The sequence below is a fragment of the Trinickia soli genome (assembly GCF_002879855.1).
Classification (GTDB): Bacteria; Pseudomonadota; Gammaproteobacteria; order Burkholderiales; family Burkholderiaceae; genus Trinickia; species Trinickia soli.
Genome location: NZ_PNYB01000018.1, coordinates 79,607 through 102,361, shown reverse-complemented (window position 1 = coordinate 102,361; position 22,755 = coordinate 79,607). Strand labels below are relative to the sequence as shown.

Here is a 22,755-nt window from a genome sequence, read left to right as displayed (position 1 = left end):
CCGCGCGGCTTCCTTTTAGCCGAGGAGCTTGAGCACTTGTTGCGGCAGCGAGTTCGCTTGTGCGAGCACCGAGATACCGGCTTGTTGCAGCACTTGAGCCTTCGACAGGTTCGCCGTTTCTTGCGCGAAGTTGGCGTCGACGATCTGCGATTGAGCAGCCGACAGGTTCGTCGATTCCGTTTGCGTGTTCATGATCGCGGCCGAGAACGTGTTTTGCGTTGCACCCAGCGTTGCTTGGAAGTTGTTCACTTGCGACAGCGCTGCGTCGATTGCCGTGATCGCGTTTTGCGCGCCCGACGTCGTCGAGATGTCCACGCCCGACACGCCCAGGCCCGTCGTCGTCCACGACGTCGTACCGAAGTTCGCCGTCAGCGTTTGGTTGGCGGCTGCGCCGATCTGGAAGTTCACGCTGCCCAGGCCACCCAGCACGGCTTGGCCGTTGAACGTGGTTTGCGATTCAACGCGGTTGATTTCCGTCAGACGCGTCGTCACTTCCGTTTGCAGGTTCGCTTGAGCGGCGGTACCGAGCGAGCCGTCGCCCGATTCCACGGCGAGCTGGCGGATACGTTGCAAGTTGGCGACCGTCGACGAAATCGCGCCGGCGGCGGTTTGCACCATCGAAATACCGTCGTTGGCATTGGCCACGCCTTGGTTCAGCGCGTTGATCGACGCCGTTTGCGTCGTGGCGATCGCCAAGCCGGCAGCGTCGTCAGCAGCCGTGTTGATCCGCTTGCCCGACGACAGACGGTTGATGGCTTGCGACAGGGCGCCTTGTGAACCTTCGAGGTTCGTTTGCGTCTGCAGCGACAGAATGTTGGTGTTGATGTTCAGCATTTTGCTTCCTCGTTGGGAAAAACGGTCCAGGGTCTTGGCTGGTTTGGGGTTCGGCGTCGCGCTTTCGCGATTGGCGCTGCCCGCCTGTCCTGGTTGTCGGCGAGGGTGAGAAAAAACTTTAGGGACTGACCGACGAATTCGTGTGTTCAGACGGGGAAATTGGCTTGGAAGTCTTGTCGGACAGGGCTGAGAGAAAAACAAAACGTTTGCGAAATCGTGCGATCCGGCTGTTGTTTCGACGTCTGCACGCAGATCGCCCGGCGCAAAAAGTGGCCCGCTCGCGGTTTACCTGCTATCATCTCGGGTCGAATTGAGATCGCTGCCGTTTTCATTTGAGATCTGCTGCCCTTTCGTTGCACCGGCCAGGCATCATCGGTCGTCCTGCGGCGGGCTCGCGGTCACTTCGCGAGCGGCACGGGCAGGTTCAGCTCCGGCAGTCAAACGCGGCGTCGGTAAGGTAGCCGGCCGGCGTGCGCGGTGAACTCTCCGCTCTCTCTTTTCAGGCCAGTCCGAACGTGGCAATGTCCGCGCCGTCTATCGTACGGTTGCGTGGTGGCCTCTAGCGGACGGGCGCGTGCGCGAAAGCGCGCTACGCATTTGAACGTAACTTTGGGAAATCCATGACGACCATTCTTCTGAAGGAAAACGAGCCGTTCGAAGTGGCGATTCGCCGCTTCCGTCGTGCTATCGAAAAGAACGGCCTGATCGCCGAACTGCGCGAGCGCCAATCCTACGAAAAGCCTACGGCTGTTCGTAAGCGCAAGAAGGCAGCTGCGGTCAAGCGCCTGCACAAGCGCCTGCGCAGCCAAATGCTGCCGAAGAAGCTGCACTGAAAGTCGCGCGGCACTGTCGGCGCGACAGTGCGGCTGCGAAAACGAACGGCGGTGTGCTTCGAAAGAAGCAGCACCGCCGTTTGCTTTGGTGGCGTGAAGGCTGCGTGCGGCGTGTCGACGCGCAAGCGGAGCGAGCGGGTGCTGCTGGTGCGCATACGCGTGCCTGTGCGCGAGGATGCACCGCGGCGCGTGCCGCTACCGTGCCGATGTGCCGGCGCTGCAGTGGCGCCGGACCCGCCGCGCCCGCGTCAAGCCGCGTGCTTCTCGAGCCGGACGGTCGATAGGCTGAATTGCCGTGCGATCGATGCCAGCCGTTCGCGCCATTCCCAGACGCCGAACGCGTCGTGCACGTTTTGTAGACAGCTGAGCAGGTCGACCGTGGTGGGATCGTAAATGTTCACGCGTGCCTTCAACAGCGCTTTCCGGAGCGCCGTGACACCGGCGTCCATATAAGCCGGGACCATCGTGGCCGGTTTGTCGATATAGCGCACCGGCACGCCTTCGATCGCGGTCATGTAATCGCGCGGGTGAATCAACCGGCCGATCGGGCAGCCGCCACGATAACCGTGGTAGGCGCCGCCGCCGCGTGGCAGCAGCGCTGCCTGCCGTTGGACGAAAAGGTGATCGACGGCGTGATCGAATAACTCCTGGTGCGTCAGGAAACGCTGGGTCTTCATGTCCGGGTTCGCTGTTGGTCTTCAGCGATGAGGTCGTTGTTCATGATGGTTATAACGGCCTCGGCGAGAAAAAGTTACAGCGATTCGGGGATATTCCCTACGTCTTTTTCGCGTTCCCGTACCTCTTTCCGTCTAAGTGCTATTTCGCGCCGGCCAGCAGGGCGCACCGTTCGCGCGAACCGCAGTTCGTTTGATGATCGTTGACCATGCCGACCGCTTGCATGAACGCGTAGCAGATCGTCGAGCCGACGAATTTGCAGCCATAGTCTTTGAGCGCTTTGCTGAGCGCATCCGATTGCGGTGTGGAGGCGGGCGCATGTTGCTTGTACAGCGCCCAGTCGTTCTGCACGGGTTTGCCGTCGACGAACGACCAGACGAAGTTGGCCAGCGAGCCGTGTTCGGCCCGGATGCGCAAGACGGCGCGTGCGTTCGCGATGGCGGCTTCGATCTTGGCGCGGTTGCGGACGATGCCGGCGTCTTGCAACAGGGCGTCGACCTTCGCGGGGGAAAAGCGCGCGACCGCTTCGACATCGAAGTTCTTGAACGCGCGGCGATAGTTCTCGCGCTTGTTCAGAATGGTCGACCACGACAGGCCGGCCTGCGCACCTTCGAGGACCAACATCTCGAACAGATGACGATCGTCGTGCGAAGGCACGCCCCACTCGGTGTCGTGATAGTGCTCGTCGGCGGGCGTTTTCACCCAGTTGCAGCGCTCGGTCATAGTTCCTCGCTGGCCCGGCGCGCCCCACGTGAGCGGGCAAATGCCGGTGTTGGTAGTTCGATTAGGATAGCGGATCGGCATCGAAGAGAAACTTTGCCGTTCGGCCAATCGGTGAATCGGCGGAAGCGGATAACCTTGCGCGACGTCGCGCGCGCAACGATCAGGACATGCGGCTCAGCGCCGCGCGGAAGGTAAGCATGGAAGCAGCGGAGTTTTTGATTGGGGTCGACGGGGGCGGCACGGGCACGCGCGTCGTGTTGGCCGATGCTCGATGCGTCGAATTCGCGCAAGCAGCCGGCGAGGCTTCGGCCCTTGCGCTCGGCGCCGAGCGCGCCTGGCGCGCGATCGAGGCGACCTGTCGTCAGGCGTTCGCGTCGGCCGGGCTCCCGCTCGATTGGGCGCGCTGCGCATTGGGGTGCGGGCTTGCCGGCGTCAACAACCGCGATTGGCTGTCGGCGTTCGTAGCCGGTGCGCCCAAGCTCGCCGCGTTCGACGTGCAAAGCGATGCTTATACGACGCTGCTCGGCGCGCATGGCGGCGAAGCGGGTGTCATCGTCGCCGTCGGCACGGGCAGCATCGCGGCTTCGCTCGATCGCAGCGGCGCCTATCGCATCGCGGGCGGCTATGGGTTTCCGTCCGGCGACGAAGCGAGCGGCGCGTGGCTCGGATTGCGCGCCGTCGTCCATGCGCAGCAGGCGCTCGACGGCCGCGCCCGCCCGGATGCCTTCTCCGAGGCCCTGCTCGCACACCTGCATGCGGCCGATCGAGACGCACTCGTTGTTTGGCTTTGCGAAGCGACGCAAGCGAAGTACGCCGAATTGGCGCCCGTCGTACTGCAGCATCGCGCGCACCCTGTCGCGAAGGCGCTGCTCGCACAGGCTGGAGCCGACATCGCGAAGCTCGTCGATGCGCTGGACGCAAGCGGCGCGGCGCCGATCGCGCTCTGCGGCGGGCTTGCCGCGCCGCTTGCCGAGTACGTGCCCGCCTCACACCGCGCGCGGCTGCGGCCGCCATTGGCCGATTCGGCCCACGGTGCGCTCGAACTTGCGCGGCGCGCCGGCGCGGCAAGCGGCATAAAATAACGATCGTCTCGCCTCACTTACTTTGCGTGGGCCCATCGCCCGCCGTCCGCCATGTATAAGCTCGTCGCTACCGATCTCGATGGAACGCTGCTCAACAGCGACCATCAACTCGACCCGTTCACGGTGGCCACTGTCCGTCGGCTCGCCGAATCGGGCGTTCAATTCGTGATCGCGACGGGGCGCCACTATTGCGACGTCGCCGGTATTCGCGACGTGCTCGGTATTCGGCCGTACCTCGTCACGTCCAACGGCGCGCGCGTGCATGCGCCCGATGACACGATGATCCATTCGCGCAATCTGTCCGATGAGGCAGTGCGTCGGCTCGTGCAACCGGAAATCGTCGGCGACCATGGCCGCGTGATCGTCAATCTGTTTGCCGACGATGCCTGGCTAATCGACCGGGATGCGCCCGAATTGCTCGCATTCCATCAGGATTCGGGTTTTCGCTATGAAATCATCGATATGTGTGCGCATGACGGCTTCGATATAGCGAAAGTCCTTTATATCGGCGACCCGTCGGATCTCGCGCCCATCGCGGCGCGTCTGGAAAGCGAATTCGGCGATGCGCTCTACGTCACTTATTCGTTGCCCGACTGCCTGGAAGTGATGACGTCGAACGTGTCGAAGGGGCGTGCGCTGCGGTTCGTGCTCGGGCGTCTGCAGATGCATGCTTCCCACTGCGTCGCATTCGGCGACAACATGAACGATATCGATCTGCTCGAAACGGCCGGGCATCCGTTCATGATGAATAACGCCAATCCCGATCTGATCGCCCGCTTGCCGTTCGTGCCGCGCATCGGCAACAATTTCGAGGCCGGCGTCGCGCATCATCTGCGTAAATTGTTTTCCCTCACGGACGAAATCACCGCTTCCTAGTCTGGGGAAGGGACGCGTCGTGCGATGCGTCGCTCATCGCGCAGACGACGCGGGTGATGCGGGCGCATCGGGCAGCGCGGCGCAGGGGCAATCCGCAGCGCGTCCGTCAAGGCCCTCGCGATCGAGCGCGAAGCTGGCCCGCGGCGCGGGGCCTGCGCCCGCATGCGTGCTCTCATCTCATTTCCCTCGCAGCGAGATGGCTTGCAGTGGTTCACCGTGTCCGGCGTGGCCGGTTGTCGCCAAATCGCGCTGAATGCCCGTTGAATGTCGACGGGCGAATGCCGTTGTAATCGCACTCAGCAGGCCGGAAAAGGGCGAATGAACGGGCGGCGCAAACGCGTACGCTTGCCGAATGTGTCTTATATTCGGGGCCATTCGACATACGTCGCCAGCCCGGTTCGTCGTCGCATTCATGCGTATTCGGACCTTTAGTCAGGGCATGATGACCGGCTATTGGTCCCATAATGAGGCTTTACGCACGGTACGGACATTTTTAAGAATTATCATACGATATCATTTCGCCCGATCTCGGGTAAATTCGGCATTGCCAGTTGGTAAACTTCCGACTAACCTCCGAACAAACTCTTTTTCATTCAAGGGAGACCACGATGTCCCAATACGCAGAACTGAAGGCACAGATCGCAAAACTGCAGGCACAGGCAGACGAGGCGCGTCGCCAGGAAGTCGTCAATGTGATTGCCGAAATCAAGCAGAAGATCGCGGAATTCGGCCTGGGCGCACACGACCTCGGATTCGCGGAAGCCGCGCGGCGCGGCCGTCCGGCCAAGAAGGCGCCGTTGCCGGCCAAGTATCAGGATCCGAAGTCGGGAAATACGTGGAGTGGGCGCGGTAAGCCGCCGAAGTGGATCGCGGGCAAAAACCGTGACCGTTTCCTGATCGCCCAGTAAGGCGTTTGGCGGTCGATGCGATGCGCGCCGCGTGGCGCGCTTTTCGCATCGTCGGCTGTCTGTCTGGATGCCATGGCGCATTGTCTTTGCGACTCGCCAGGCAATGCGGATAGCGGTTTTTTGCGAATTATTTCAGCTACGGCTTCACGCCCGGATTGCTGCTCCGAGGTTTGCCCGATTTCGGCCTTGATTGCGGCCGCTTGCAGCGGCTTGCCGCCGTTGCAAGCCCAGCCCGATTGCGGCAATCCGACGATCGGGCCTGGCGCCTATTTGCATTCCTTCCGGGTTATCCCGCGGCCACACTGCGCAGTTGCGGACGTCCCCTGCCGTGTTCGAGCAGAGTCTCATAGCATTTGACGTAGTTGCGCGCCATTGTCTGCGCCGTAAAGCGGCGTTCGAATTGCGCGCGAATTTCGTTTCGTGACAACTCATCGAGGCGTTCCAGCGCCGCTACCGCGCCTTGGACGTCTTCCACGATATAGCCGGTTACCGCGTGGTCGATCACTTCGGGCACCGAGCCTCGATTGAAGGCGATTACAGGCGTGCCGCACGCCATCGCTTCGATCATGACAAGGCCGAACGGCTCGCACCAATCGATCGGAAACAGCAGCGCCTTCGCGCGCGACAAGAACTCGGGCTTGCGCGCTTCGTCGATCTCGCCGACGAACTCGACATGCGCCTGCGAGAGCAACGGCTCGATCTGTTCCTTGAAGTAATCGCGATCGACCTTATCCACCTTGGCCGCGATCTTGAGCGGCAAGCCGCTCATCGCGGCGATTTTGATGGCGGTGTCGACTCGCTTTTCCGGACAGATCCGTCCAAGGAATGCCAGATATTCGGGCTCGCAATGCGGTTGCGGTGTCAACAGACCCTCAGGCAATCCGTGGTAGACCGTATCGCGCCAACGCGCCTGCGGCAAAGGCATGCGTTGCGATTGCGAGATAGACACGACGTTCGCTTTGGAAAACGCATCGAATACGGGCTGCAGTTCGGGCAGATCGAGCCGGCCGTGCAGGGTCGTCAACGAAGGCGTACCGGCTTCGGCGAATAGCGAGAACGGCAAATAATCCAGATGAAAATGCAGCACGTCGAATTCACCGGCAAGCCGACGCACTTTTTCCAGCAGCAGCATATGCGGCGCAAGCGGATCGCGGATTGTCGGGTCCAGTCGCAGCGCCTTGGGCCATGCCGCATCGAGTGTCGCCGATGTGATCGAATCGCCGCTGGCGAACAGCGTGACATCGTGTCCGAGCTCCACAAGCGCTTCGGTCAAATACGACACGACGCGTTCGGTGCCTCCGTAGAATTTCGGCGGTACGGCTTCGTAAAGCGGTGCGATTTGAGCGATTCGCATGCATCAATCTCCTTTCGATGAGCGGCGTGCGCGACTTCGCCGCCGATGACTTTCGTGCTGCCCTGCCATTATCGGGAGTGGGTCCGCTCCACAAGAGCGGGTTTTCAAACCCTTAATCCTTGTTACACGCAGCAACAGCTGGGCCTGACAACAACGTATCAATCCGGTAAGAACGGGCCTTGTCTGTTTAAAAAGCCGGCATTTGTTGCGACGTGATGACGGCCGCCTTCGAAAATCGCGCCCGTTGGTGTCGCGCCACGGATCGGTCGGGCTTACTTTCGTCGAGACCTCTCCGGGAAACTGCCCCGATGCGGCGAAACCCGGCCGGGCGGACCGTGTCAGAAAAATTCCTACACGCTTTCTAGACATTTCCGGCACAGACCGGCGGTGCTCTTCCTATTTCCACCCCTTTTACAATTCGACACAATTTGCTCACGACCAAAACGGGCGGCAACACGCATTGATGCGGCGCGTTGCCGAGCAAACGTTTCCGAACGACAGACCATCAGCCCGGGGAAATCATGAGCGCCACAAGCGAAATGCTCAGCGAGATCAAGGAAGTCAACCTCTCGTACCTGTTGCTTGCGCAGCGTCTGTTGCGGGAGGACAAGGCGATGGGGATGTTCCGCATGGGCATCGGCGATCAACTGGCCGATGTCCTCGCCAACCTCTCATTTGCTCAAACGGTGAAGCTGGCTGCCTCGAATCAACTTCTGTGCCGGTTCCGCTTCGACGACCACGCAGTGCTGTCTTCGTTGGCCGACAAGGGCAAAACCGCGTCGTTGGCTCAGGCGCATTCGGCCATTCTCATGGCCGGCCAAAACGTCGAAGCGCTGAATTGACGCGTTCTATCATTTTTCGCCGCAATCGGACGTCGTTCGGACGTTCGAGGCGGCCGAATCTCAAGTAACCGGGGCGCACGGCCGATATGGCAACCAAGAGCGTCGTGCTCGAAGTCAAGGAAATCACGCTGGCGATCGAGCTCATCGAATTGGGCGCACGCCTGCAATTGCTCGAAGCGGAAACGAGCCTGTCGCGCGACCGGCTCATCAAGCTCTATAAGGAGTTGAAGGGGGCTTCGCCGCCCAAGGGCATGCTGCCGTTCTCGACGGACTGGTTCATGACCTGGCAGCCGAACATCCATTCATCCCTTTTTTACAACATTTACCGCTTCATGGCCGAGCACGGCGGCTGCGAGACGATTCAGTCGATCGTCAAAAGCTACCGGCTCTATCTCGAGCACACGGCGCTCAATGGCGACGAGGCGCTTTTGAGTCTGACGCGCGCCTGGACATTAGTGCGCTTCTTCGAATCGGAGATGCTGCAACTGACGTCCTGCGCGCGTTGCCGCGGGCAGTTTGTCGCGCATGCGCATGATCCGCAGCACGGCTTCGTGTGCGGTCTTTGCCAGCCTCCATCGCGGGCAGGCAAGACCCGGAAATCGGCTGCCGCCAAGGCGGAACAAGCCGCGGCGGGCGTGCAATCCGGCATCTCGGAGCTCGCTGCCTAGCCCGCCGGCGGATTCGTCCGCCTCCCTGCGATCGCGCGATCTTGCTTTCAATTTACTTTCAATAGTGCCCAGCCGGCGCAATACCCAGCCCGAGCGCGCGCCGTTCTGGTTTACACGGCGTCCCCGGCCCCCTTTTGCCCCCAAAGTTTTCGGCGTCCCTGCCGTAAACCAGTTTAACGACGGTCCCCCGTCGCTCTTGTGAGGACACCGGCTGTGCTGATTTTCGTTGGAACACTCGTTACCGTATTGTCCGTCTTCGGCGGCTATGCGCTCGCGGGCGGCCATCTGGGCGCGCTAGTGCAACCCGAAGAGGGGTTGATGATCGCGGGCGCAGGGCTGGGAGCGTTCATCCTCGGCAACGGCATGAAGACGATCAAGGCGACCATCAGGTTGCTGCCGACGCTATTCAAGGGCTCGAAGTATACGAAGGACACGTATATGGAGCTGATGGCGTTGCTTTACGTTTTGCTTGCGAAGGCACGTAAGGAAGGCACGCTCACGCTCGAGGCCGACATCGACGACCCCGAGAAGAGCCCGATCTTCACCCAGTATCCGAAGATCCTCGCTGATCACCACATCGTCGAATTTCTGACCGACTACCTGCGTTTGATGGTGGGCGGCAATATGAATGCGTTCGAGATCGAAAGCCTCATGGACGAGGAGATCGAGACGCACCACGCCGAAGGCGAAGGCCCGGCGCACGCGTTGAGCCGCGTGGGCGACGCCATGCCGGCGTTCGGGATCGTCGCCGCGGTGATGGGCGTCGTCCATACGATGGCGTCGGCCGACAAGCCGCCCGCGGTGCTGGGCGCGATGATCGCGCAGGCGCTGGTCGGCACGTTCCTCGGCATCTTGCTTTCGTACGGCCTCATCGGTCCGCTCGCGAGCCTCGCCGAACAGCGCGTGGCCGAGTCGACGAAGATGTTCCAGTGCATCAAGGTCACGATTCTGGCGAGCCTGAACGGCTACGCGCCGGCGATCGCCGTCGAGTTCGGCCGCAAGGTGTTGTTCTCGCCCGAGCGTCCGTCGTTCGCCGAGCTCGAAGAGCACGTGCGCCGCGTCAAGGCGAAGTGAGCGGTAAGGGCCGGGAAAGCGAGGGCGCGCAAGCATGACCAAGGGCAAGGACAGAGCAATCATCGTCAAACGCGTGGCGCCTTCGAAGAAGGGGCACCACGGCGGTGCATGGAAGCTCGCGTACGCCGACTTCATGACCGCGATGATGGCGTTTTTTCTGCTGATGTGGCTGCTCAGCGCCGTCACGCCGGTTCAGCTCAAGGGGATCGCCGAATACTTCAACCAGCCGTTGAAGGCCGCGCTGCTGGGCAGCGGCGATCGCAGCGCGCAGGAGTCGAGCATCATCAAGGGCGGCGGGCGCGATATTTCGACCGATACGGACGGTGTGACGCGCCGCTCCGACGGGACGACGTCGCAGGCCACGCACACGATCGCCAAAGCCGACGATCAGTCATTGAACATGTTGGAAGGCGCGCTCGAGCGGCGCGAGCAGGCGCGTCTGCACGATCTGCAGGTCAAGCTGATGGCCGCGATCGAATCGAATCCCGTATTGCGCCAGTTCAAGCAGCAGATTCGCATCGATTCGACGCTGACGGGCCTGCGCATCGAGATCGTCGATACGCAGAAGCGGCCGATGTTCGCGACGGCGAGCGACGAGGTACAGCCTTACATGCGCGACATCTTGCGTGCGATCGGCCAGACGCTGAACGACGTACCGAACCGGATCGTGGTTCAGGGGCATACCGACGCCGTGCCCTATGCCGGTGGCGGCAAGGGCTACAGCAATTGGGAGCTGTCGGCCGACCGCGCGAACGCATCGCGGCGCGAATTGATCGCCGGGGGCATGGACGAGAACAAGGTCATGCGCGTGCTCGGCCTCGCGTCGACGCAGAACCTGAACAAGGCAGACCCGCTCGATCCGGAGAATAGACGCATAAGCATCATCGTTCTCAACAAAAAGTCCGAGGATGCATTGATGCATGATGACTCGACGGCGACCACGCTGTCGGACAACGCCCCGAGCGCAGCGCCGTTGGTCGGCAAGATCGCCCCGCAGGCGGCGCCGGCGGCGGTTGTGCCGCCGCAGGGCGCAGCGGGGCAGGCAGGCAGGCAATGAGACAGGCTCGCCGCGCGTTCGTATCCGGTGCAGGCGCGCGGCAGGTGGGCGGGGTGAGGCATGGCGGTGTGAGGCATTCATGATCAAACACATTTTGGCGATCGACGATTCGGTCGCGATGCGTGAAATCCTTGCGGCGACGCTGCGCACGGCGGGCTACGAGGTGACCGTGGCGGCCGACGGCGACGAAGGGCTCGCGAGCGCCTTGTCGCAGACGTTCGACCTCGTGCTGACGGACCAGTATATGCCCAGCCGCAGCGGGCTCGACGTGATCGCGGCGCTACGCGCGCAGCCGGCTTACGCGACCACGCCGATTTTCGTGCTGACGACGGAAGACGGCGTCGCATTCAAGGATGCGGCGCGCGCAGCGGGTGCGACAGGCTGGATCGAAAAGCCGCTCGACCCCGATACGTTGACGGAACTCGTCGACGCGCTCAACGCATAAGACGCGTGAGCGCAGAGGCGCGATACAGATAACAGGCGGCGCAAGCCGCGTGCATTGACAACACGGATCGGCGACGCGAAGCAGCGGGCACACGACTCTTGGCGGTACTTACGCATGACACTCGACATTACACAGTTTTATCAGACCTTCTTCGACGAGGCGGACGAGCTGCTCGCGCAGATGGAGCAGCTGCTGCTGAACCTGAATGTCGGCACGCCCGATCCCGAAGATCTGGCGGCGATCTTCCGCGCGGCGCACTCGATCAAGGGCGGTGCGGCCACGTTCGGCTTCACGGCATTGACCGAGACGACGCACATCCTCGAATCGCTGCTCGATCGCGCGCGCAATAACGAGTTGACGCTGCGCAAGGACATGATCGACACGTTCCTCGAAACGAAGGATGTGCTGGCCGACCAGCTCGCCGCCTATCGTTCGAGCACCGAGCCCGATGCGGCCGCCGCTTCCGCCATTTGCGCGAAGCTCGAACGGCTGCATGTCGAAGGCAACGGCGCGATCGCGGAGCCGGCGCCGGCCGCAGCGACGGCCGAGCCCGCACCGGTCGCCATCGATAGCGCCGCGGGCGGCACGCCCGAGCACGTGGTCCAGCAGGCCGTCGAGGTTGCGCATGGTGCGGCTTCGGCCGGCGCGGCGACGAGCGATACGAACAATGAAGGGCCTCACCTGAAAGTTACGCTACGGGGGGTGGGGGAGAAGGACCAGGCGCTCCTGATCGAAGAATTGGGGAACCTGGGCACCATCGCCGGACAGGTGAAGAGCGGCGGCGACCTGGTCGTCTACCTCGAGACCGACGTGCCGTCCGACGATATCACCGCCGTGTGCTGCTTCGTGATCGACGAAAGTCAGATTCTGATCGGCCGCGGCACCGCGCCGGCCGGCATCGCACCGGGCGCAGAGGTGCCGTTCGCCAGCGTCTCCCAAGCGAGCGCGCCGGCGGCTGCGCCGGTCGCGGCGGCACCGGTTGCAAGCGTGACTGCGGGCGCGACTTCAAGCGCCGCGACGCCTGAGCTGAAAGCCGAGCCCAAGGCCGAGCCGCCCAAGGCTGTCGCCGCGGCGGCCACGGCGTCTGGCGCCGAGGACAAGAAGGCGCGTCCGGCTGCGGCCGCGGCAGCGGGCGAAGGCAGCTCGATTCGCGTCGGCGTGGAAAAGGTCGATCAGCTGATCAACCTCGTCGGCGAACTCGTCATCACGCAGGCCATGCTGGCCGAGACGACGAGCACGTTCGATCCGGCGCTGCACGACCGGCTCTTCAACGGCATGGCGCAGCTCGAGCGCAACGCGCGCGATCTGCAGGAAACCGTCATGTCGATCCGCATGATGCCGATGGATTACGTCTTCAGCCGCTTCCCGCGCCTCGTGCGCGATCTCGCGGCGAAGCTCGGCAAGGAAGTGGAACTCGTCACGTTTGGTCAGGCGACCGAACTCGACAAGAGCCTGATCGAACGAATCATCGATCCGCTGACGCACCTTGTGCGCAACAGTCTCGACCACGGCATCGAAACGGTCGAAGCGCGTCGCGCAGCCGGCAAGGACGGTGCGGGGCAACTCGTGCTGTCGGCCGCCCACCACGGCGGCAACATCGTGATCGAAGTATCCGACGACGGCGCGGGCCTGCGACGCGACAAGATTCTCGCCAAAGCCATGAAGCAAGGCATGCAGGTGAGCGAGTCGATGAGCGACGAGGAAGTCTGGAACCTCATCTTCATGCCGGGCTTCTCGACGGCCGAGCAGGTGACGGACGTCTCGGGTCGCGGCGTCGGCATGGACGTCGTCAAGCGCAACATCCAATCGATGGGCGGCCATGTCGAGATCACCTCGCACGCGGGCAAAGGCACGACGACGCGCATCGTCCTGCCGCTCACGCTGGCGATCCTCGACGGCATGTCGGTGAAGGTCGGCAACGAAATCTTCATCCTGCCGCTGAACTTCGTCATGGAATCGCTGCAGCCCGTCGCCGAGGACATCTACACGGTGGCCGGCGGCGAGCGCGTCGTGCGGGTGCGCGGCGAATATCTGCCGCTGGTCGCCCTGCACGAAGTGTTCTCGGTCGAGGGTGCTCGCACGGAGCCGACGCAGGGCATCGTGACGATCATGCAGACCGAGGGCCGCCGCTTCGCCATGTTGATCGACGAACTCGTCGGCCAGCAGCAGGTGGTCGTGAAGAACCTCGAAACGAACTACCGCAAGGTCCGCGGCATTTCGGCGGCGACCATCCTCGGCGACGGCAGCGTCGCCCTGATCGTCGACGTTGCGGCATTGAACCGTGAGGCCCGTGTATCGCACGGCGCCGTGAATTTTTCGTAATTCCCAACCGCTTGGGGGCTAACGTGGCAGAAGTCCAATCCAACAATGCAAACGCGCTCGTCGCGGCCGGTCGTCGCGACGCGCTGCAGGCCGATGCGACCGGTCAGGAATTCCTGATCTTCACGCTCGGCGCGGAAGAGTACGGCATCGACATTCTGAAGGTGCAGGAGATCCGCGGCTATGACAGCGTGACGCGCATCGCGAATGCGCCCGATTTCATCAAGGGCGTCATCAACCTGCGCGGCATCATCGTGCCGATCGTCGACATGCGGATCAAGTTCCATCTTGGCCGCGTGGAGTACGACCATCAAACCGTCGTGATCATCCTGAACGTCGCGCATCGCGTGGTCGGCATGGTCGTCGACGGCGTGTCGGACGTGCTGACGCTGACGGCCGACCAGATCATGCCCGCGCCCGAATTCGGCGCGACGCTGACGGCCGAATATCTGACGGGCCTTGGCACCGTCGAAGGACGAATGCTGATCCTGATGGACATCGAAAAACTGATGGTCAGCAAGGAAATGGCGCTCATCGAAACGTTCGCGCAGTAAGGCGACGGCTCGAGCGTACCCAACGGAGATTTACGATGCTGCAGAACTGGTCGATTCGCACGACGTTGACGGCGATCGGCGCCGTGCTCGTGGCGCTGACCATTGCGGTCGGCGTGCTCGGGCTCACGGCACTCTCGAGCGCGAGCCGCTCGCTCGATACGCTCGCGCACGGCGACTTGACGACCATTCATTCGCTCGACCAGGCGAGCGCCTATCTGCTGCGCTCGCGCGTCGCGCTCGATCGCTTCCGCGCATTGTCGGAAGCCGGCAATGCCGACGAAGCGAAGAAGGTGCTCGCGCGTGCGCAGGAGTTGCTCGCGACGTCGAATCAGGCTTGGCAGGCGTTTTCGAGCACGCCGCGCGAAGGTATCGATCCCGCGCTCGTCGACGAACTGAACGCACGACATGCGTCGCTGCTGCACGACGGCGTCGAGCCGGAGTTCGCGGCGGCGCAAGCGGGCGATCTGGCTGCGTATCACGCGATCGCCGATACGAAGATCAGCCCGATGTTCGTCGCCTTCGACAACGCTGCGGCCAATGTGCTGAAGGCGCGCCAGGCGCACGCCGAGTCGCAGCGTGACGAATCGGCCTCGCGCATCACGTTGATGAACTCGCTGATTATCGCCGTCACGGCGCTCGCCATCGTGGTCGTCGTCTTCATTCGCTTTGCGCTGCGCGGGCTCATCGTGCAACCGATCAACGATGCGATCGCGCATTTCGAGCGCATCGCCGACGGCGATCTGACGCGCCCGGTGCGCGCCCACGGCACGAACGAGATCGGCCGGCTCTACGCGGCCATCCTGCGCATGCAAAGTGCGATCACGACGATGGTCAAGGCCGTGCATACGGGCACGGAGTCGATCGATCTCGGCGCGCGCGAAATCTCGATCGGCAACACCGATCTTTCGCAGCGCACCGAGGAGCAGGCGGCTTCGCTGCAGCAAACTGCGACGAGCATGGGCCAACTGACCGGCACCGTTCGCCAGAACACCGAGAACGCGCGGCAGGCGAGCCAGCTCGCCGTCAACGCGTCGGATATCGCGACGCGCGGCGGCGAGGTCGTGAGCCAGGTCGTGACGACGATGCAGGACATCGCGACGAGCTCGAACAAGGTTGTCGACATCATCGGCGTGATCGAAGGCATCGCGTTCCAAACCAACATTCTCGCGTTGAACGCAGCCGTCGAAGCGGCGCGCGCGGGCGAGCAGGGCCGCGGCTTTGCGGTCGTTGCAGGCGAAGTGCGCAGCCTTGCGCAGCGCAGCGCCGCGGCCGCGAAGGAAATCAAAGCGCTCATCGGCGATTCGGCCGACAAGGTGGCGAGCGGCTCGGAACTCGTCGGCCGCGCCGGCACGACGATGGACGAAATCGTTCAAGCCGTGCGCCGCGTGACCGACATCATGGGCGAAATCAGCGCGGCATCGGAAGAGCAATCGACCGGTATCGAAGGCGTGAACCGCGCGCTCACGCAGATGGACGACGTGACGCAGCAGAATGCGGCGCTCGTCGAACAGGCGGCTGCGGCTGCGGCTTCGCTCGAAGAGCAGACGCGTCAGTTGAAGTCTGTCGTCGGCCAATGGCGCATCGACGGCTCGGCGCAGACAGTGCGTAGCGTGCCGGCAAAGGTCGTTGCCGCCCCTGCGGCCAAGGTGATCTCCACGAGTTCGCAAGCGCCGCGCGGGAAGACGGCGCAGGTGGCTTCCAAGGTGTCCGCGACCCCGCGCGCGGCGTCGCTCCCGCGCCGAACGGCCAGCGCGCCGAGCGCAGCGTCGGCCGCGCCGGCGGCGGATGCCGCGCCTGCTGTGCTGGCTGCGCCAGCCGTCAAGGCGGCGCCGGTCACGCAAAGTGCGCCGGTTGCAACGAAGCCCGCGTTGAAGAGCGCACCGGCCCCGGTTGCTGCGGCGCCGGTCGTGACGGCGTCGAGCAGCAAGTCCGACGACGACTGGGAAACGTTTTAAACCCGCGGCGCGTGCTTATCTCACGCGCCGCCAGCAGGAAAGGCAGACGAGCATGTGGCGTTTCGGCACCCCGCCCGCAACCGGGCGACTCATTGCGCCGCGCGTGGCCCGCGCGAGCGGGGCGCTGCTGACGCATTGGCGCTGCTCGGCATCCACGAAGTGAGAGAAGCACCATGACGACAGCGCGCGCATTGCTTCGGCCCGAACGGGCCGAGCCCGGCGGCCCAGGCGATCGGTCCGATGACCGGGGCGATCGCCCCGGCTTTGCCGATCGCGATTTCGAGTTCACCGCCGCCGATTTCGCCCGCATCCGCGAGTTCATTCACCGGCGCGCGGGTATATCCCTGTCCGAACACAAGCGCGACATGGCCTACAGCCGGCTCGCGCGGCGTTTGCGCGCGCGCGGGCTCGATACGTTTCGTCGCTATCTCGATCTGCTCGAATCCGAAAACAGCGCAGCGGAGTGGGAAGCCTTCACGAATGCGCTGACAACGAACCTCACGGCCTTCTTTCGCGAGTCGCATCACTTTCCGATCCTCGCGGACTTCGTCAAGCGCCGGCAGCAGCCGGTTTCAATCTGGTGCTCGGCCGCTTCGACCGGCGAAGAGCCGTACTCGATTGCGATGACGCTCGTCGAGGCGCTCGGCGAATCGCAAGCGCGTCAGGCGACCGTGCTCGCGACCGATCTCGACACGCAGGTGCTCGCAAAGGGCGAGGCGGGCATCTACTCGCTCGACCAGGTCAAGCAGCTGAGCCCCGAGCGTCTGAAGCGCTTCTTCCTGAAAGGAACGGGCCCGCATGCGGGGCTCGTCAAAGTACGGCCCGAGCTGCGCTCGATGATCCGCTTCGCACAATTGAACCTGACCGACGCCGATTACGGCCTGCGCCAGCCGTTCGACGCGATCTTCTGTCGCAACGTGATGATCTACTTCGACAAGCCGACGCAGTCGCAAGTGCTCTCGCGTTTCGAGCCGCTCGTGAAGACGGGCGGCCTGCTGTTCGCCGGCCATTCCGAGAATTTCACGTATGTCACGCAGTCGTTCCGGCTGCGCGGACAAACGGTGTACGAGCTTGCGCGCGACGCGCAGGCGGGCGGCCGCGGGCAGAGCGGCTCGCGCGCATCGAGCGCCTCACCCGTTCAGCAGGAGGCCACTGCATGAGCGCCCTTCCGATTGCGACGAACCTGTATTTCGACAATCACTTCGGCCGGCGCGGCGTGAAGCTGCTGCCGAACGAGTTTTATACGACGCGCGAGGACATGGTGCTCGTGACCGTGCTCGGCTCGTGCGTCGCCGCCTGCATTCACGACCGGACGGCCGGCATCGGGGGCATGAACCACTTCATGCTGCCCGACGACGGCGAGCAACCGTCGCAGGCCGCATCCGATTCGATGCGTTACGGTGCCTATGCGATGGAAGTGCTCATCAACGAGCTCATCAAAATGGGCGGCCGGCGCGAGCGTTTCGAAGCGAAGGTATTCGGCGGCGCGGCCGTGCTGGCCGGCATGACGACGATCAACATCGGCGATCGCAACGCCGAGTTCGTGCGCCGTTATCTGGGGCTGGAGAAGATCCGCATCATCGCCGAGGATTTGCAGGGCGTGCATCCGCGCAAGGTCGCGTTCATGCCCGACACGGGGCAGGCGCTTGTCAAAAAGCTGCGCTTGCAGCAAGAGCCGAGCGTGGCCGAGCGCGAGCAGGCGCTCGCAAAGCAGGTGGCCGAAGCGCGCGCGGCGCGTCATGCGAGGGCGGCGCGCGAGCACGGCCATGTCGAATTGTTTGCAGGCGCCGGCCAGGCAGCCGCGCAAAAACCACGAATCGAGTTGTTCGGCACGCCGGCCGCGCAAAAGCCGCGCGTCGAGTTGTTCGGCGCGGGCGCACGCGGTGTCGCGCCGGCCCCGAGCAACAGCGCCAAGACCGTAGAGGAGGCATGATGGACAACCCCCAAGCTCACTTCGTTCGTTGCCTCGCCAGGGAGGCATGATCGCTGTGCAGAAAATCAAAGTATTGTGTGTCGACGACTCGGCGCTGATTCGCAGCCTGATGACGGAGATCATCAACGCTCAACCCGATATGGCGGTCTGCGCGACGGCGCCGGACCCGCTCGTCGCGCGCGAACTGATCAAGCAGCACAACCCCGATGTGCTGACGCTCGACGTCGAAATGCCGCGCATGGACGGACTCGACTTCCTCGAGAAGCTGATGCGTCTACGGCCGATGCCGGTCGTGATGGTGTCTTCGCTGACCGAGCGCGGTTCGGAAATCACGCTGCGTGCGCTGGAACTGGGCGCCGTCGACTTCGTCACGAAGCCGAAGGTCGGCATTCGCGAGGGGATGCTCGATTACGCCGAAAAGCTCGCCGACAAGATTCGCGCCGCCGCGCGCGCCCGCGTGCGTGCGCGTACGGCAGTGCCGGCCGCCGCCGGGGCTGGCGCTGCGCAAGCGGCCGCGGCCCATGCGCCGATGCTCAACAATCCGCTCGTCAGTACCGAAAAGCTGATCATCGTCGGCGCTTCGACGGGCGGCACCGAAGCGATTCGCGAAGTGCTGACTCCGTTGCCGCCCGATGCACCGGCCGTCTTGATCGCGCAACACATGCCGCCCGGCTTCACGAAGTCGTTCGCGCAGCGCCTGAACGGTTTGTGCCGGATTACGGTGAAGGAAGCGGAGCATGGCGAACGCGTCTTGCCGGGCCATGCTTACATTGCGCCTGGCCATGCACATCTGTTGCTTGCACGTAGTGGCGCGAATTACATTGCGCACTTGTCGGACGACCCACCCGTCAACCGCCACCGTCCGTCGGTCGACGTTTTGTTCCGCTCCGCCGCCCAGCACGCCGGGAAGAACGCCGTGGGCGTGATCCTGACGGGGATGGGCCGCGACGGGGCGGCCGGATTGTTAGACATGAGAAATGCGGGCGCATACACTCTCGCGCAGGATGAGGCGAGCTGCGTCGTCTTCGGCATGCCGCGCGAGGCGATTGCGCTCGGCGGCGCCGACGAGGTCGCGCCTTTATCGGAAATGAGCCGCAGGGTGATGGCACGTCTCGCGGCGATGGGCGATCGAGTGCAGCGCGTATGATCGGGCCAGCCCGGTATCTTGCGCCGACCAATCAAGGTTAAAGGGAACGAAGATGGACAAAAGTATGAAAATCCTGGTGGTGGACGACTTTCCGACGATGCGCCGGATCGTCCGCAACCTGTTGAAGGAGCTTGGCTACGGGAACGTCGACGAAGCCGAAGACGGCGCGGCGGGCTTGTCGCGCCTGCAGGGCGGCGGCTTCGATTTCGTGATTTCCGACTGGAACATGCCGAACATGGACGGTCTGGAAATGCTCAAGCGCATCCGTGCCGACGCGGCGTTGTCGCATTTGCCGGTGCTGATGGTGACGGCCGAATCGAAGAAGGAAAACATCATCGCGGCGGCGCAGGCCGGTGCGAGCGGCTACGTGGTGAAGCCGTTTACTGCCGCCACGCTCGACGAGAAACTGACGAAGATTCTCGAGAAGATGGCGAAGACCGGGAGCTGATGTGGACGAGGCCAGCAATTTCCAATCGGATGGCGCGGAAGGCCCCGATCTGACGACCGATCGTATTCTTGCCCGCATCGGGCAATTGACGAAGACGCTGCGCGACTCGATGCGCGAGCTCGGTCTGGACAAGCATGTCGAGCAAGCCGCCGAGGCGGTGCCCGACGCGCGCGACCGCCTGAAGTATGTCGCGAACATGACCGAGCAGGCCGCCGAACGCGTGCTGACGGCCATCGATATCGCCAAGCCGCTGCAAGAGAAGTTGCAGGCCGATGCGGCCGAACTCGACAGCCGTTGGGAGCGTTGGTACGCGGCCCCGATCGAGCGCGAGGAGGTTCGCACGTTGATGACCGATACGCGCGCTTTCCTCGGGCGCGTGCCCGATGCGACTTCGGCCACGAATCAGAAACTGCTCGACATTATGATGGCGCAGGACTTCCAGGATCTGACCGGACAGGTCATCAAGAAGATCATGGACGTCGTGTATATCATCGAGCAGCAGTTGCTGACGGTGCTCGTCGAGAACATCGCGCCCGAGCGGCGCGAGCAGTTCGCGCAAACGGCGGCGGCGCTGGCCGCCGAACCGAGCGCGACCGGTACGCCCGATCACCTGCTCAATGGCCCGCAGATCAATCCCGAAGGGCGCGCCGACGTCGTGCAGGATCAATCGGACGTCGACGATCTGCTCGCCAGCCTGGGGTTCTGAACGCACTGTTTTCCGACTTCGATTTCGGGGTTCGGACTCTGAAAATCGAACGACGCCTCCTGTTTTTACCGGGTGCGCCTGTGATAGCGTTACGTGCCGGCCGATCTGCGGCGGCACGCGACTCTCCACACGCGTGACAACCAAGAAAACGAACCCTCCGAGGACTACAGATGCCCAGTCGATCGATTCGCGCCACGTTGGTCGCGACGCTCGCCGCTGGCGGCGTGTTGTACGCACTGCCGTCAGCTCACGCCGCGCTCGGCGGCACGCCGACCCCGCCGCCCGAGGGCGCGACGTCACGCTTGCTTGCACCGGTGGCTCGCGCCGCATCGGGTGCCGCGAGCGCCACCCCCAGTGCCTCCTATTCCGTCACGCAAACGACCTTGTCGTCGGGCACCGTCGTGCGCGAGTACGTCTCGACGGCGGGAACGGTGTTCGGCATCGCCTGGCGTGGGCCGATGATGCCCGACCTGCCGACGTTGCTCGGCAGCTACTTCACGCAATTTGACAGCGCGCGCAACGCACTGCGCGCGGCGCATCCGGGTCGCGGGCCGCTGAACCTTGAAGTGCCGGGGCTCGTCGTGCGCTCGGGCGGCCATATGGGTGCGTTCTCGGGGCAGGCCTATCTGCCCCAGTCGCTGCCGGCCGGCGTCAGCGCCGCCGATATCCAATAACGAATGAGATCGAGGAGAGAACGATCTTGCGAATCGACAGCAAATGGGGCCGAACGCTCGGCGCGTTCATCCTGGCGACGGCCGTAGCGTTGGTGGCGGGTTGCGGGGGCGGTGGTTCGAGCAGCGTCTCGGAGGGCAGCACAAACAGCAGCACGAGCGGTACAGGTAGCACGGGCGGCACCAGCACCGGCAGCACTTCGACCGGATCGACCGGCGGCACGGGCACACCGACGCTCGCCGCCAACCAGACAGCGATCACCGTATCGTCGGGTTTGACGGGCGCGGCCCCGAACATGCCGATGGTCAGCGTCACGCTCTGCGTGCCGGGCACCACGACATGCCAGACGATCGATCACATTCAACTCGATACGGGCTCGTTCGGTTTGCGGCTCGCGAGCGCCGCCGCGAGCACGTTCCTCGGTTCGCTGCCGAAGGAAACGCTCAGCGGCTCGGCGGTGGCCGAATGCGCGGGCTTCGCAGACGGGTACACCTGGGGCTATGTCCACGTGGCCGACGTGAAGATGAACGGTGAGACGGCATCGAACGTACCCGTGCATGTGCTTGACGATCTGTCGCAGTCGGCTGTGGCGAGCGGCCACTGCGCAACCGGCACGCTGAACAATACGCCGTCGCGGTTGGCGGCGAACGGCATTCTCGGCGTGGGGACCGCTCGTTACGACTGCGGCAGCTATTGCGCCACGACAATCGCGAACGGCGCCTACTACGTCTGCCCGACTTCCACGAGCTGCAGCAGTTCGTTGATGCCGCTCGCCGGACAAGTGTCGAATCCGATCCGCAGCTTCGCCACCGACAACAACGGCATCGTGATCGCGATGCCCGCCGTTGCGGCGGCGGGTGCGACGAGCGTCACGGGCAGTATCACGTTCGGCATCGGCACGCAGACGAACAATGCCTTGCCGGGTTCCGGCATCAACAGCTACACGACGGACCACTACGGCGACGTGCAAAGCGCGACGCTGGCCGGCACGGGCGGGCTGACGGCGTTCTTCGATTCGGGCTCGAACGGCCTGTTCTTCGTCGACAACTCGATTGCGCAGTGTAGTAGCGGTTTCTTCTGTCCGTCGTCCACCGTCCAGCGCGGTGCGACCGTAACAGGGTTCAACGGTACGACGGGTTCACTCACGCTCAACATCGCCAACGCCACGCAACTATTGAGCAGCAACAACTACGCGTTCGACGATCTGGGCGGCTCGATCTCGGCGATCAGCGATCTCGACCTCGGCATGCCGTTCTTCTACGGCCGCTCCGTCTACATCGGTTACGACATCGCCTCCAGCGGCAGCGCCGGCGTTGCCTCGTCGGCATACGTCGCGTTCTAGCGCGAAGCTGTCCGCGCGCCGTAGGCGTGCGGCGACCTCGGCCGCTCGCGGATGAAAAACGGCGCGGCGCCAGCCATCGACGGCTGGCGCCGCGCCGTTTCTGCGAGTTGCCTCGCTCCTTTCCATTCCCTTTCGCCGCTCTATTGACGGCAGATGGCCAGCCCCATCGCGCCGCGTCGCCGGGAACCGCCCGGCGCTTCCCCTTACGCCCCTTGGCCCTTGGCCACGCTCCCCGCATCGAGGGACGGACGATTCGAATCGTCCAGGCACGCGACTTGCGCCTTCATTGTCCTTACGCACACGCTGTC

General features: G+C 63.5%; 24 protein-coding genes. 19 read left to right on the top strand and 5 right to left on the bottom strand.

The genetic code is table 11. The features are described from left to right. Positions 1 to 15 precede the first annotated feature (15 nt). On the bottom strand, positions 16 to 834 hold the full coding sequence (locus C0Z19_RS19940) for a flagellin domain-containing protein (RefSeq protein ID WP_102611560.1): 819 nt from the start codon (positions 832 to 834) through the stop codon (positions 16 to 18). Positions 835 to 1,454: 620 nt separating this feature from the next. Between C0Z19_RS19940 and rpsU the strand changes: the two genes are divergently transcribed. Beyond that, on the top strand, positions 1,455 to 1,667 hold the full coding sequence (gene rpsU / locus C0Z19_RS19935) for a 30S ribosomal protein S21 (RefSeq protein ID WP_006401410.1): 213 nt from the start codon (positions 1,455 to 1,457) through the stop codon (positions 1,665 to 1,667). Positions 1,668 to 1,915: 248 nt separating this feature from the next. On the opposite strand, the gene C0Z19_RS19930 is transcribed toward rpsU, so the two are convergent. Both C0Z19_RS19930 and C0Z19_RS19925 read right to left on the bottom strand, forming a co-directional pair. Next, positions 1,916 to 2,344: a hypothetical protein gene (locus C0Z19_RS19930; protein WP_102611559.1), complete on the bottom strand. Its 429-nt coding sequence runs from the start codon at positions 2,342 to 2,344 to the stop codon at positions 1,916 to 1,918. Positions 2,345 to 2,483: 139 nt separating this feature from the next. Further along, positions 2,484 to 3,065 (bottom strand): DNA-3-methyladenine glycosylase I, encoded by a 582-nt coding sequence (locus C0Z19_RS19925; RefSeq protein ID WP_102611558.1) that lies wholly within the window; start codon positions 3,063 to 3,065, stop codon positions 2,484 to 2,486. Between the two features lie 197 nt (positions 3,066 to 3,262). On the opposite strand from C0Z19_RS19925, the gene C0Z19_RS19920 reads away from it, so the two are divergent. From C0Z19_RS19920 to C0Z19_RS19905, 3 genes are all read left to right on the top strand, one after another. Further along, positions 3,263 to 4,147, top strand: a complete 885-nt coding sequence (locus tag C0Z19_RS19920) for a glucosamine kinase nucleotide-binding domain-containing protein (RefSeq protein WP_102611590.1) — start codon at positions 3,263 to 3,265, stop codon at positions 4,145 to 4,147. A 51-nt stretch (positions 4,148 to 4,198) separates the two neighbouring features. Continuing rightward, complete coding sequence (locus C0Z19_RS19915; RefSeq protein WP_102611557.1) at positions 4,199 to 5,023, top strand: Cof-type HAD-IIB family hydrolase; 825 nt, start codon at positions 4,199 to 4,201, stop codon at positions 5,021 to 5,023. A 608-nt stretch (positions 5,024 to 5,631) separates the two neighbouring features. Beyond that, complete coding sequence (locus C0Z19_RS19905; RefSeq protein WP_102611556.1) at positions 5,632 to 5,931, top strand: H-NS histone family protein; 300 nt, start codon at positions 5,632 to 5,634, stop codon at positions 5,929 to 5,931. A 286-nt stretch (positions 5,932 to 6,217) separates the two neighbouring features. Here the strand turns inward: C0Z19_RS19905 and C0Z19_RS19900 are convergent, their stop codons facing one another. Continuing rightward, positions 6,218 to 7,285, bottom strand: coding sequence for a glycosyltransferase family 4 protein (locus tag C0Z19_RS19900; protein WP_102611555.1), 1,068 nt, complete (start codon positions 7,283 to 7,285; stop codon positions 6,218 to 6,220). Between the two features lie 521 nt (positions 7,286 to 7,806). Here C0Z19_RS19900 and flhD point away from each other — a divergent pair. From flhD to C0Z19_RS19830, 14 genes are all read left to right on the top strand, one after another. Next, positions 7,807 to 8,127, top strand: a complete 321-nt coding sequence (flhD, locus tag C0Z19_RS19895; RefSeq protein ID WP_102611554.1) for a flagellar transcriptional regulator FlhD — start codon at positions 7,807 to 7,809, stop codon at positions 8,125 to 8,127. 86 nt (positions 8,128 to 8,213) lie between these two features. Then, the gene (gene flhC, locus C0Z19_RS19890; RefSeq protein WP_102611553.1) at positions 8,214 to 8,795 is read left to right on the top strand and encodes a flagellar transcriptional regulator FlhC; all 582 of its coding nucleotides are present in this window, start codon (positions 8,214 to 8,216) and stop codon (positions 8,793 to 8,795) included. A 213-nt stretch (positions 8,796 to 9,008) separates the two neighbouring features. Beyond that, positions 9,009 to 9,869, top strand: coding sequence for a flagellar motor stator protein MotA (motA, locus tag C0Z19_RS19885; protein WP_102611552.1), 861 nt, complete (start codon positions 9,009 to 9,011; stop codon positions 9,867 to 9,869). Between the two features lie 34 nt (positions 9,870 to 9,903). Then, on the top strand, positions 9,904 to 10,926 hold the full coding sequence (motB, locus tag C0Z19_RS19880) for a flagellar motor protein MotB (protein ID WP_102611551.1): 1,023 nt from the start codon (positions 9,904 to 9,906) through the stop codon (positions 10,924 to 10,926). Positions 10,927 to 11,005: 79 nt separating this feature from the next. Next, the gene (locus C0Z19_RS19875) at positions 11,006 to 11,371 is read left to right on the top strand and encodes a response regulator (RefSeq protein ID WP_102611550.1); all 366 of its coding nucleotides are present in this window, start codon (positions 11,006 to 11,008) and stop codon (positions 11,369 to 11,371) included. 114 nt (positions 11,372 to 11,485) lie between these two features. After that, complete coding sequence (cheA, locus tag C0Z19_RS19870) at positions 11,486 to 13,693, top strand: chemotaxis protein CheA (protein ID WP_102611549.1); 2,208 nt, start codon at positions 11,486 to 11,488, stop codon at positions 13,691 to 13,693. Positions 13,694 to 13,716: 23 nt separating this feature from the next. Then, the gene (gene cheW, locus C0Z19_RS19865) at positions 13,717 to 14,244 is read left to right on the top strand and encodes a chemotaxis protein CheW (RefSeq protein WP_102611548.1); all 528 of its coding nucleotides are present in this window, start codon (positions 13,717 to 13,719) and stop codon (positions 14,242 to 14,244) included. Between the two features lie 35 nt (positions 14,245 to 14,279). After that, positions 14,280 to 16,199: a methyl-accepting chemotaxis protein gene (locus C0Z19_RS19860; protein ID WP_102611547.1), complete on the top strand. Its 1,920-nt coding sequence runs from the start codon at positions 14,280 to 14,282 to the stop codon at positions 16,197 to 16,199. A 173-nt stretch (positions 16,200 to 16,372) separates the two neighbouring features. Further along, positions 16,373 to 17,359: a CheR family methyltransferase gene (locus C0Z19_RS19855; protein ID WP_102611546.1), complete on the top strand. Its 987-nt coding sequence runs from the start codon at positions 16,373 to 16,375 to the stop codon at positions 17,357 to 17,359. Continuing rightward, positions 17,356 to 18,132 carry a chemoreceptor glutamine deamidase CheD gene (cheD, locus tag C0Z19_RS19850; RefSeq protein WP_102611545.1) on the top strand — a complete coding sequence of 259 codons (777 nt, stop codon included), beginning with the start codon at positions 17,356 to 17,358 and terminating at the stop codon, positions 18,130 to 18,132. The genes C0Z19_RS19855 and cheD overlap by 4 nt, the downstream gene beginning before the upstream one ends. A gap of 46 nt (positions 18,133 to 18,178) precedes the next feature. Further along, complete coding sequence (locus tag C0Z19_RS19845; protein WP_102611544.1) at positions 18,179 to 19,279, top strand: protein-glutamate methylesterase/protein-glutamine glutaminase; 1,101 nt, start codon at positions 18,179 to 18,181, stop codon at positions 19,277 to 19,279. 52 nt (positions 19,280 to 19,331) lie between these two features. Next, positions 19,332 to 19,727 (top strand): chemotaxis response regulator CheY, encoded by a 396-nt coding sequence (gene cheY, locus C0Z19_RS19840; protein ID WP_102611543.1) that lies wholly within the window; start codon positions 19,332 to 19,334, stop codon positions 19,725 to 19,727. Position 19,728: 1 nt separating this feature from the next. After that, on the top strand, positions 19,729 to 20,433 hold the full coding sequence (gene cheZ / locus C0Z19_RS19835; RefSeq protein ID WP_102611542.1) for a protein phosphatase CheZ: 705 nt from the start codon (positions 19,729 to 19,731) through the stop codon (positions 20,431 to 20,433). Positions 20,434 to 20,603: 170 nt separating this feature from the next. Next, positions 20,604 to 21,107 carry a DUF2844 domain-containing protein gene (locus tag C0Z19_RS19830; protein ID WP_102611541.1) on the top strand — a complete coding sequence of 168 codons (504 nt, stop codon included), beginning with the start codon at positions 20,604 to 20,606 and terminating at the stop codon, positions 21,105 to 21,107. Here the strand turns inward: C0Z19_RS19830 and C0Z19_RS28765 are convergent. Then, on the bottom strand, positions 21,085 to 21,420 hold the full coding sequence (locus C0Z19_RS28765; protein ID WP_233196217.1) for a hypothetical protein: 336 nt from the start codon (positions 21,418 to 21,420) through the stop codon (positions 21,085 to 21,087). The genes C0Z19_RS19830 and C0Z19_RS28765 overlap by 23 nt on opposite strands. Here C0Z19_RS28765 and C0Z19_RS19825 point away from each other — a divergent pair. Next, entirely contained in the window at positions 21,401 to 22,447 is a 1,047-nt protein-coding gene (locus C0Z19_RS19825; protein ID WP_233196216.1) for a DUF3443 family protein, read from the top strand. The two genes, C0Z19_RS28765 and C0Z19_RS19825, sit on opposite strands and share 20 nt — an antisense overlap. Positions 22,448 to 22,755 lie beyond the last annotated feature (308 nt).

What these genes read in the sequence shown, in the direction of transcription:
- C0Z19_RS19940 (WP_102611560.1), bottom strand. Translation starts at nt 834, where the DNA reads ATGCTGAACATCAACACCAACATTCTGTCGCTGCAGACGCAAACGAAC.
- rpsU (WP_006401410.1), top strand. Translation starts at nt 1,455, where the DNA reads ATGACGACCATTCTTCTGAAGGAAAACGAGCCGTTCGAAGTGGCGATT.
- C0Z19_RS19930 (WP_102611559.1), bottom strand. Translation starts at nt 2,344, where the DNA reads ATGAAGACCCAGCGTTTCCTGACGCACCAGGAGTTATTCGATCACGCC.
- C0Z19_RS19925 (WP_102611558.1), bottom strand. Translation starts at nt 3,065, where the DNA reads ATGACCGAGCGCTGCAACTGGGTGAAAACGCCCGCCGACGAGCACTAT.
- C0Z19_RS19920 (WP_102611590.1), top strand. Translation starts at nt 3,263, where the DNA reads ATGGAAGCAGCGGAGTTTTTGATTGGGGTCGACGGGGGCGGCACGGGC.
- C0Z19_RS19915 (WP_102611557.1), top strand. Translation starts at nt 4,199, where the DNA reads ATGTATAAGCTCGTCGCTACCGATCTCGATGGAACGCTGCTCAACAGC.
- C0Z19_RS19905 (WP_102611556.1), top strand. Translation starts at nt 5,632, where the DNA reads ATGTCCCAATACGCAGAACTGAAGGCACAGATCGCAAAACTGCAGGCA.
- C0Z19_RS19900 (WP_102611555.1), bottom strand. Translation starts at nt 7,285, where the DNA reads ATGCGAATCGCTCAAATCGCACCGCTTTACGAAGCCGTACCGCCGAAA.
- flhD (WP_102611554.1), top strand. Translation starts at nt 7,807, where the DNA reads ATGAGCGCCACAAGCGAAATGCTCAGCGAGATCAAGGAAGTCAACCTC.
- flhC (WP_102611553.1), top strand. Translation starts at nt 8,214, where the DNA reads ATGGCAACCAAGAGCGTCGTGCTCGAAGTCAAGGAAATCACGCTGGCG.
- motB (WP_102611551.1), top strand. Translation starts at nt 9,904, where the DNA reads ATGACCAAGGGCAAGGACAGAGCAATCATCGTCAAACGCGTGGCGCCT.
- C0Z19_RS19875 (WP_102611550.1), top strand. Translation starts at nt 11,006, where the DNA reads ATGATCAAACACATTTTGGCGATCGACGATTCGGTCGCGATGCGTGAA.
- cheA (WP_102611549.1), top strand. Translation starts at nt 11,486, where the DNA reads ATGACACTCGACATTACACAGTTTTATCAGACCTTCTTCGACGAGGCG.
- C0Z19_RS19860 (WP_102611547.1), top strand. Translation starts at nt 14,280, where the DNA reads ATGCTGCAGAACTGGTCGATTCGCACGACGTTGACGGCGATCGGCGCC.
- C0Z19_RS19855 (WP_102611546.1), top strand. Translation starts at nt 16,373, where the DNA reads ATGACGACAGCGCGCGCATTGCTTCGGCCCGAACGGGCCGAGCCCGGC.
- cheD (WP_102611545.1), top strand. Translation starts at nt 17,356, where the DNA reads ATGAGCGCCCTTCCGATTGCGACGAACCTGTATTTCGACAATCACTTC.
- C0Z19_RS19845 (WP_102611544.1), top strand. Translation starts at nt 18,179, where the DNA reads ATGATCGCTGTGCAGAAAATCAAAGTATTGTGTGTCGACGACTCGGCG.
- cheY (WP_102611543.1), top strand. Translation starts at nt 19,332, where the DNA reads ATGGACAAAAGTATGAAAATCCTGGTGGTGGACGACTTTCCGACGATG.
- C0Z19_RS19830 (WP_102611541.1), top strand. Translation starts at nt 20,604, where the DNA reads ATGCCCAGTCGATCGATTCGCGCCACGTTGGTCGCGACGCTCGCCGCT.
- C0Z19_RS19825 (WP_233196216.1), top strand. Translation starts at nt 21,401, where the DNA reads ATGCCGATGGTCAGCGTCACGCTCTGCGTGCCGGGCACCACGACATGC.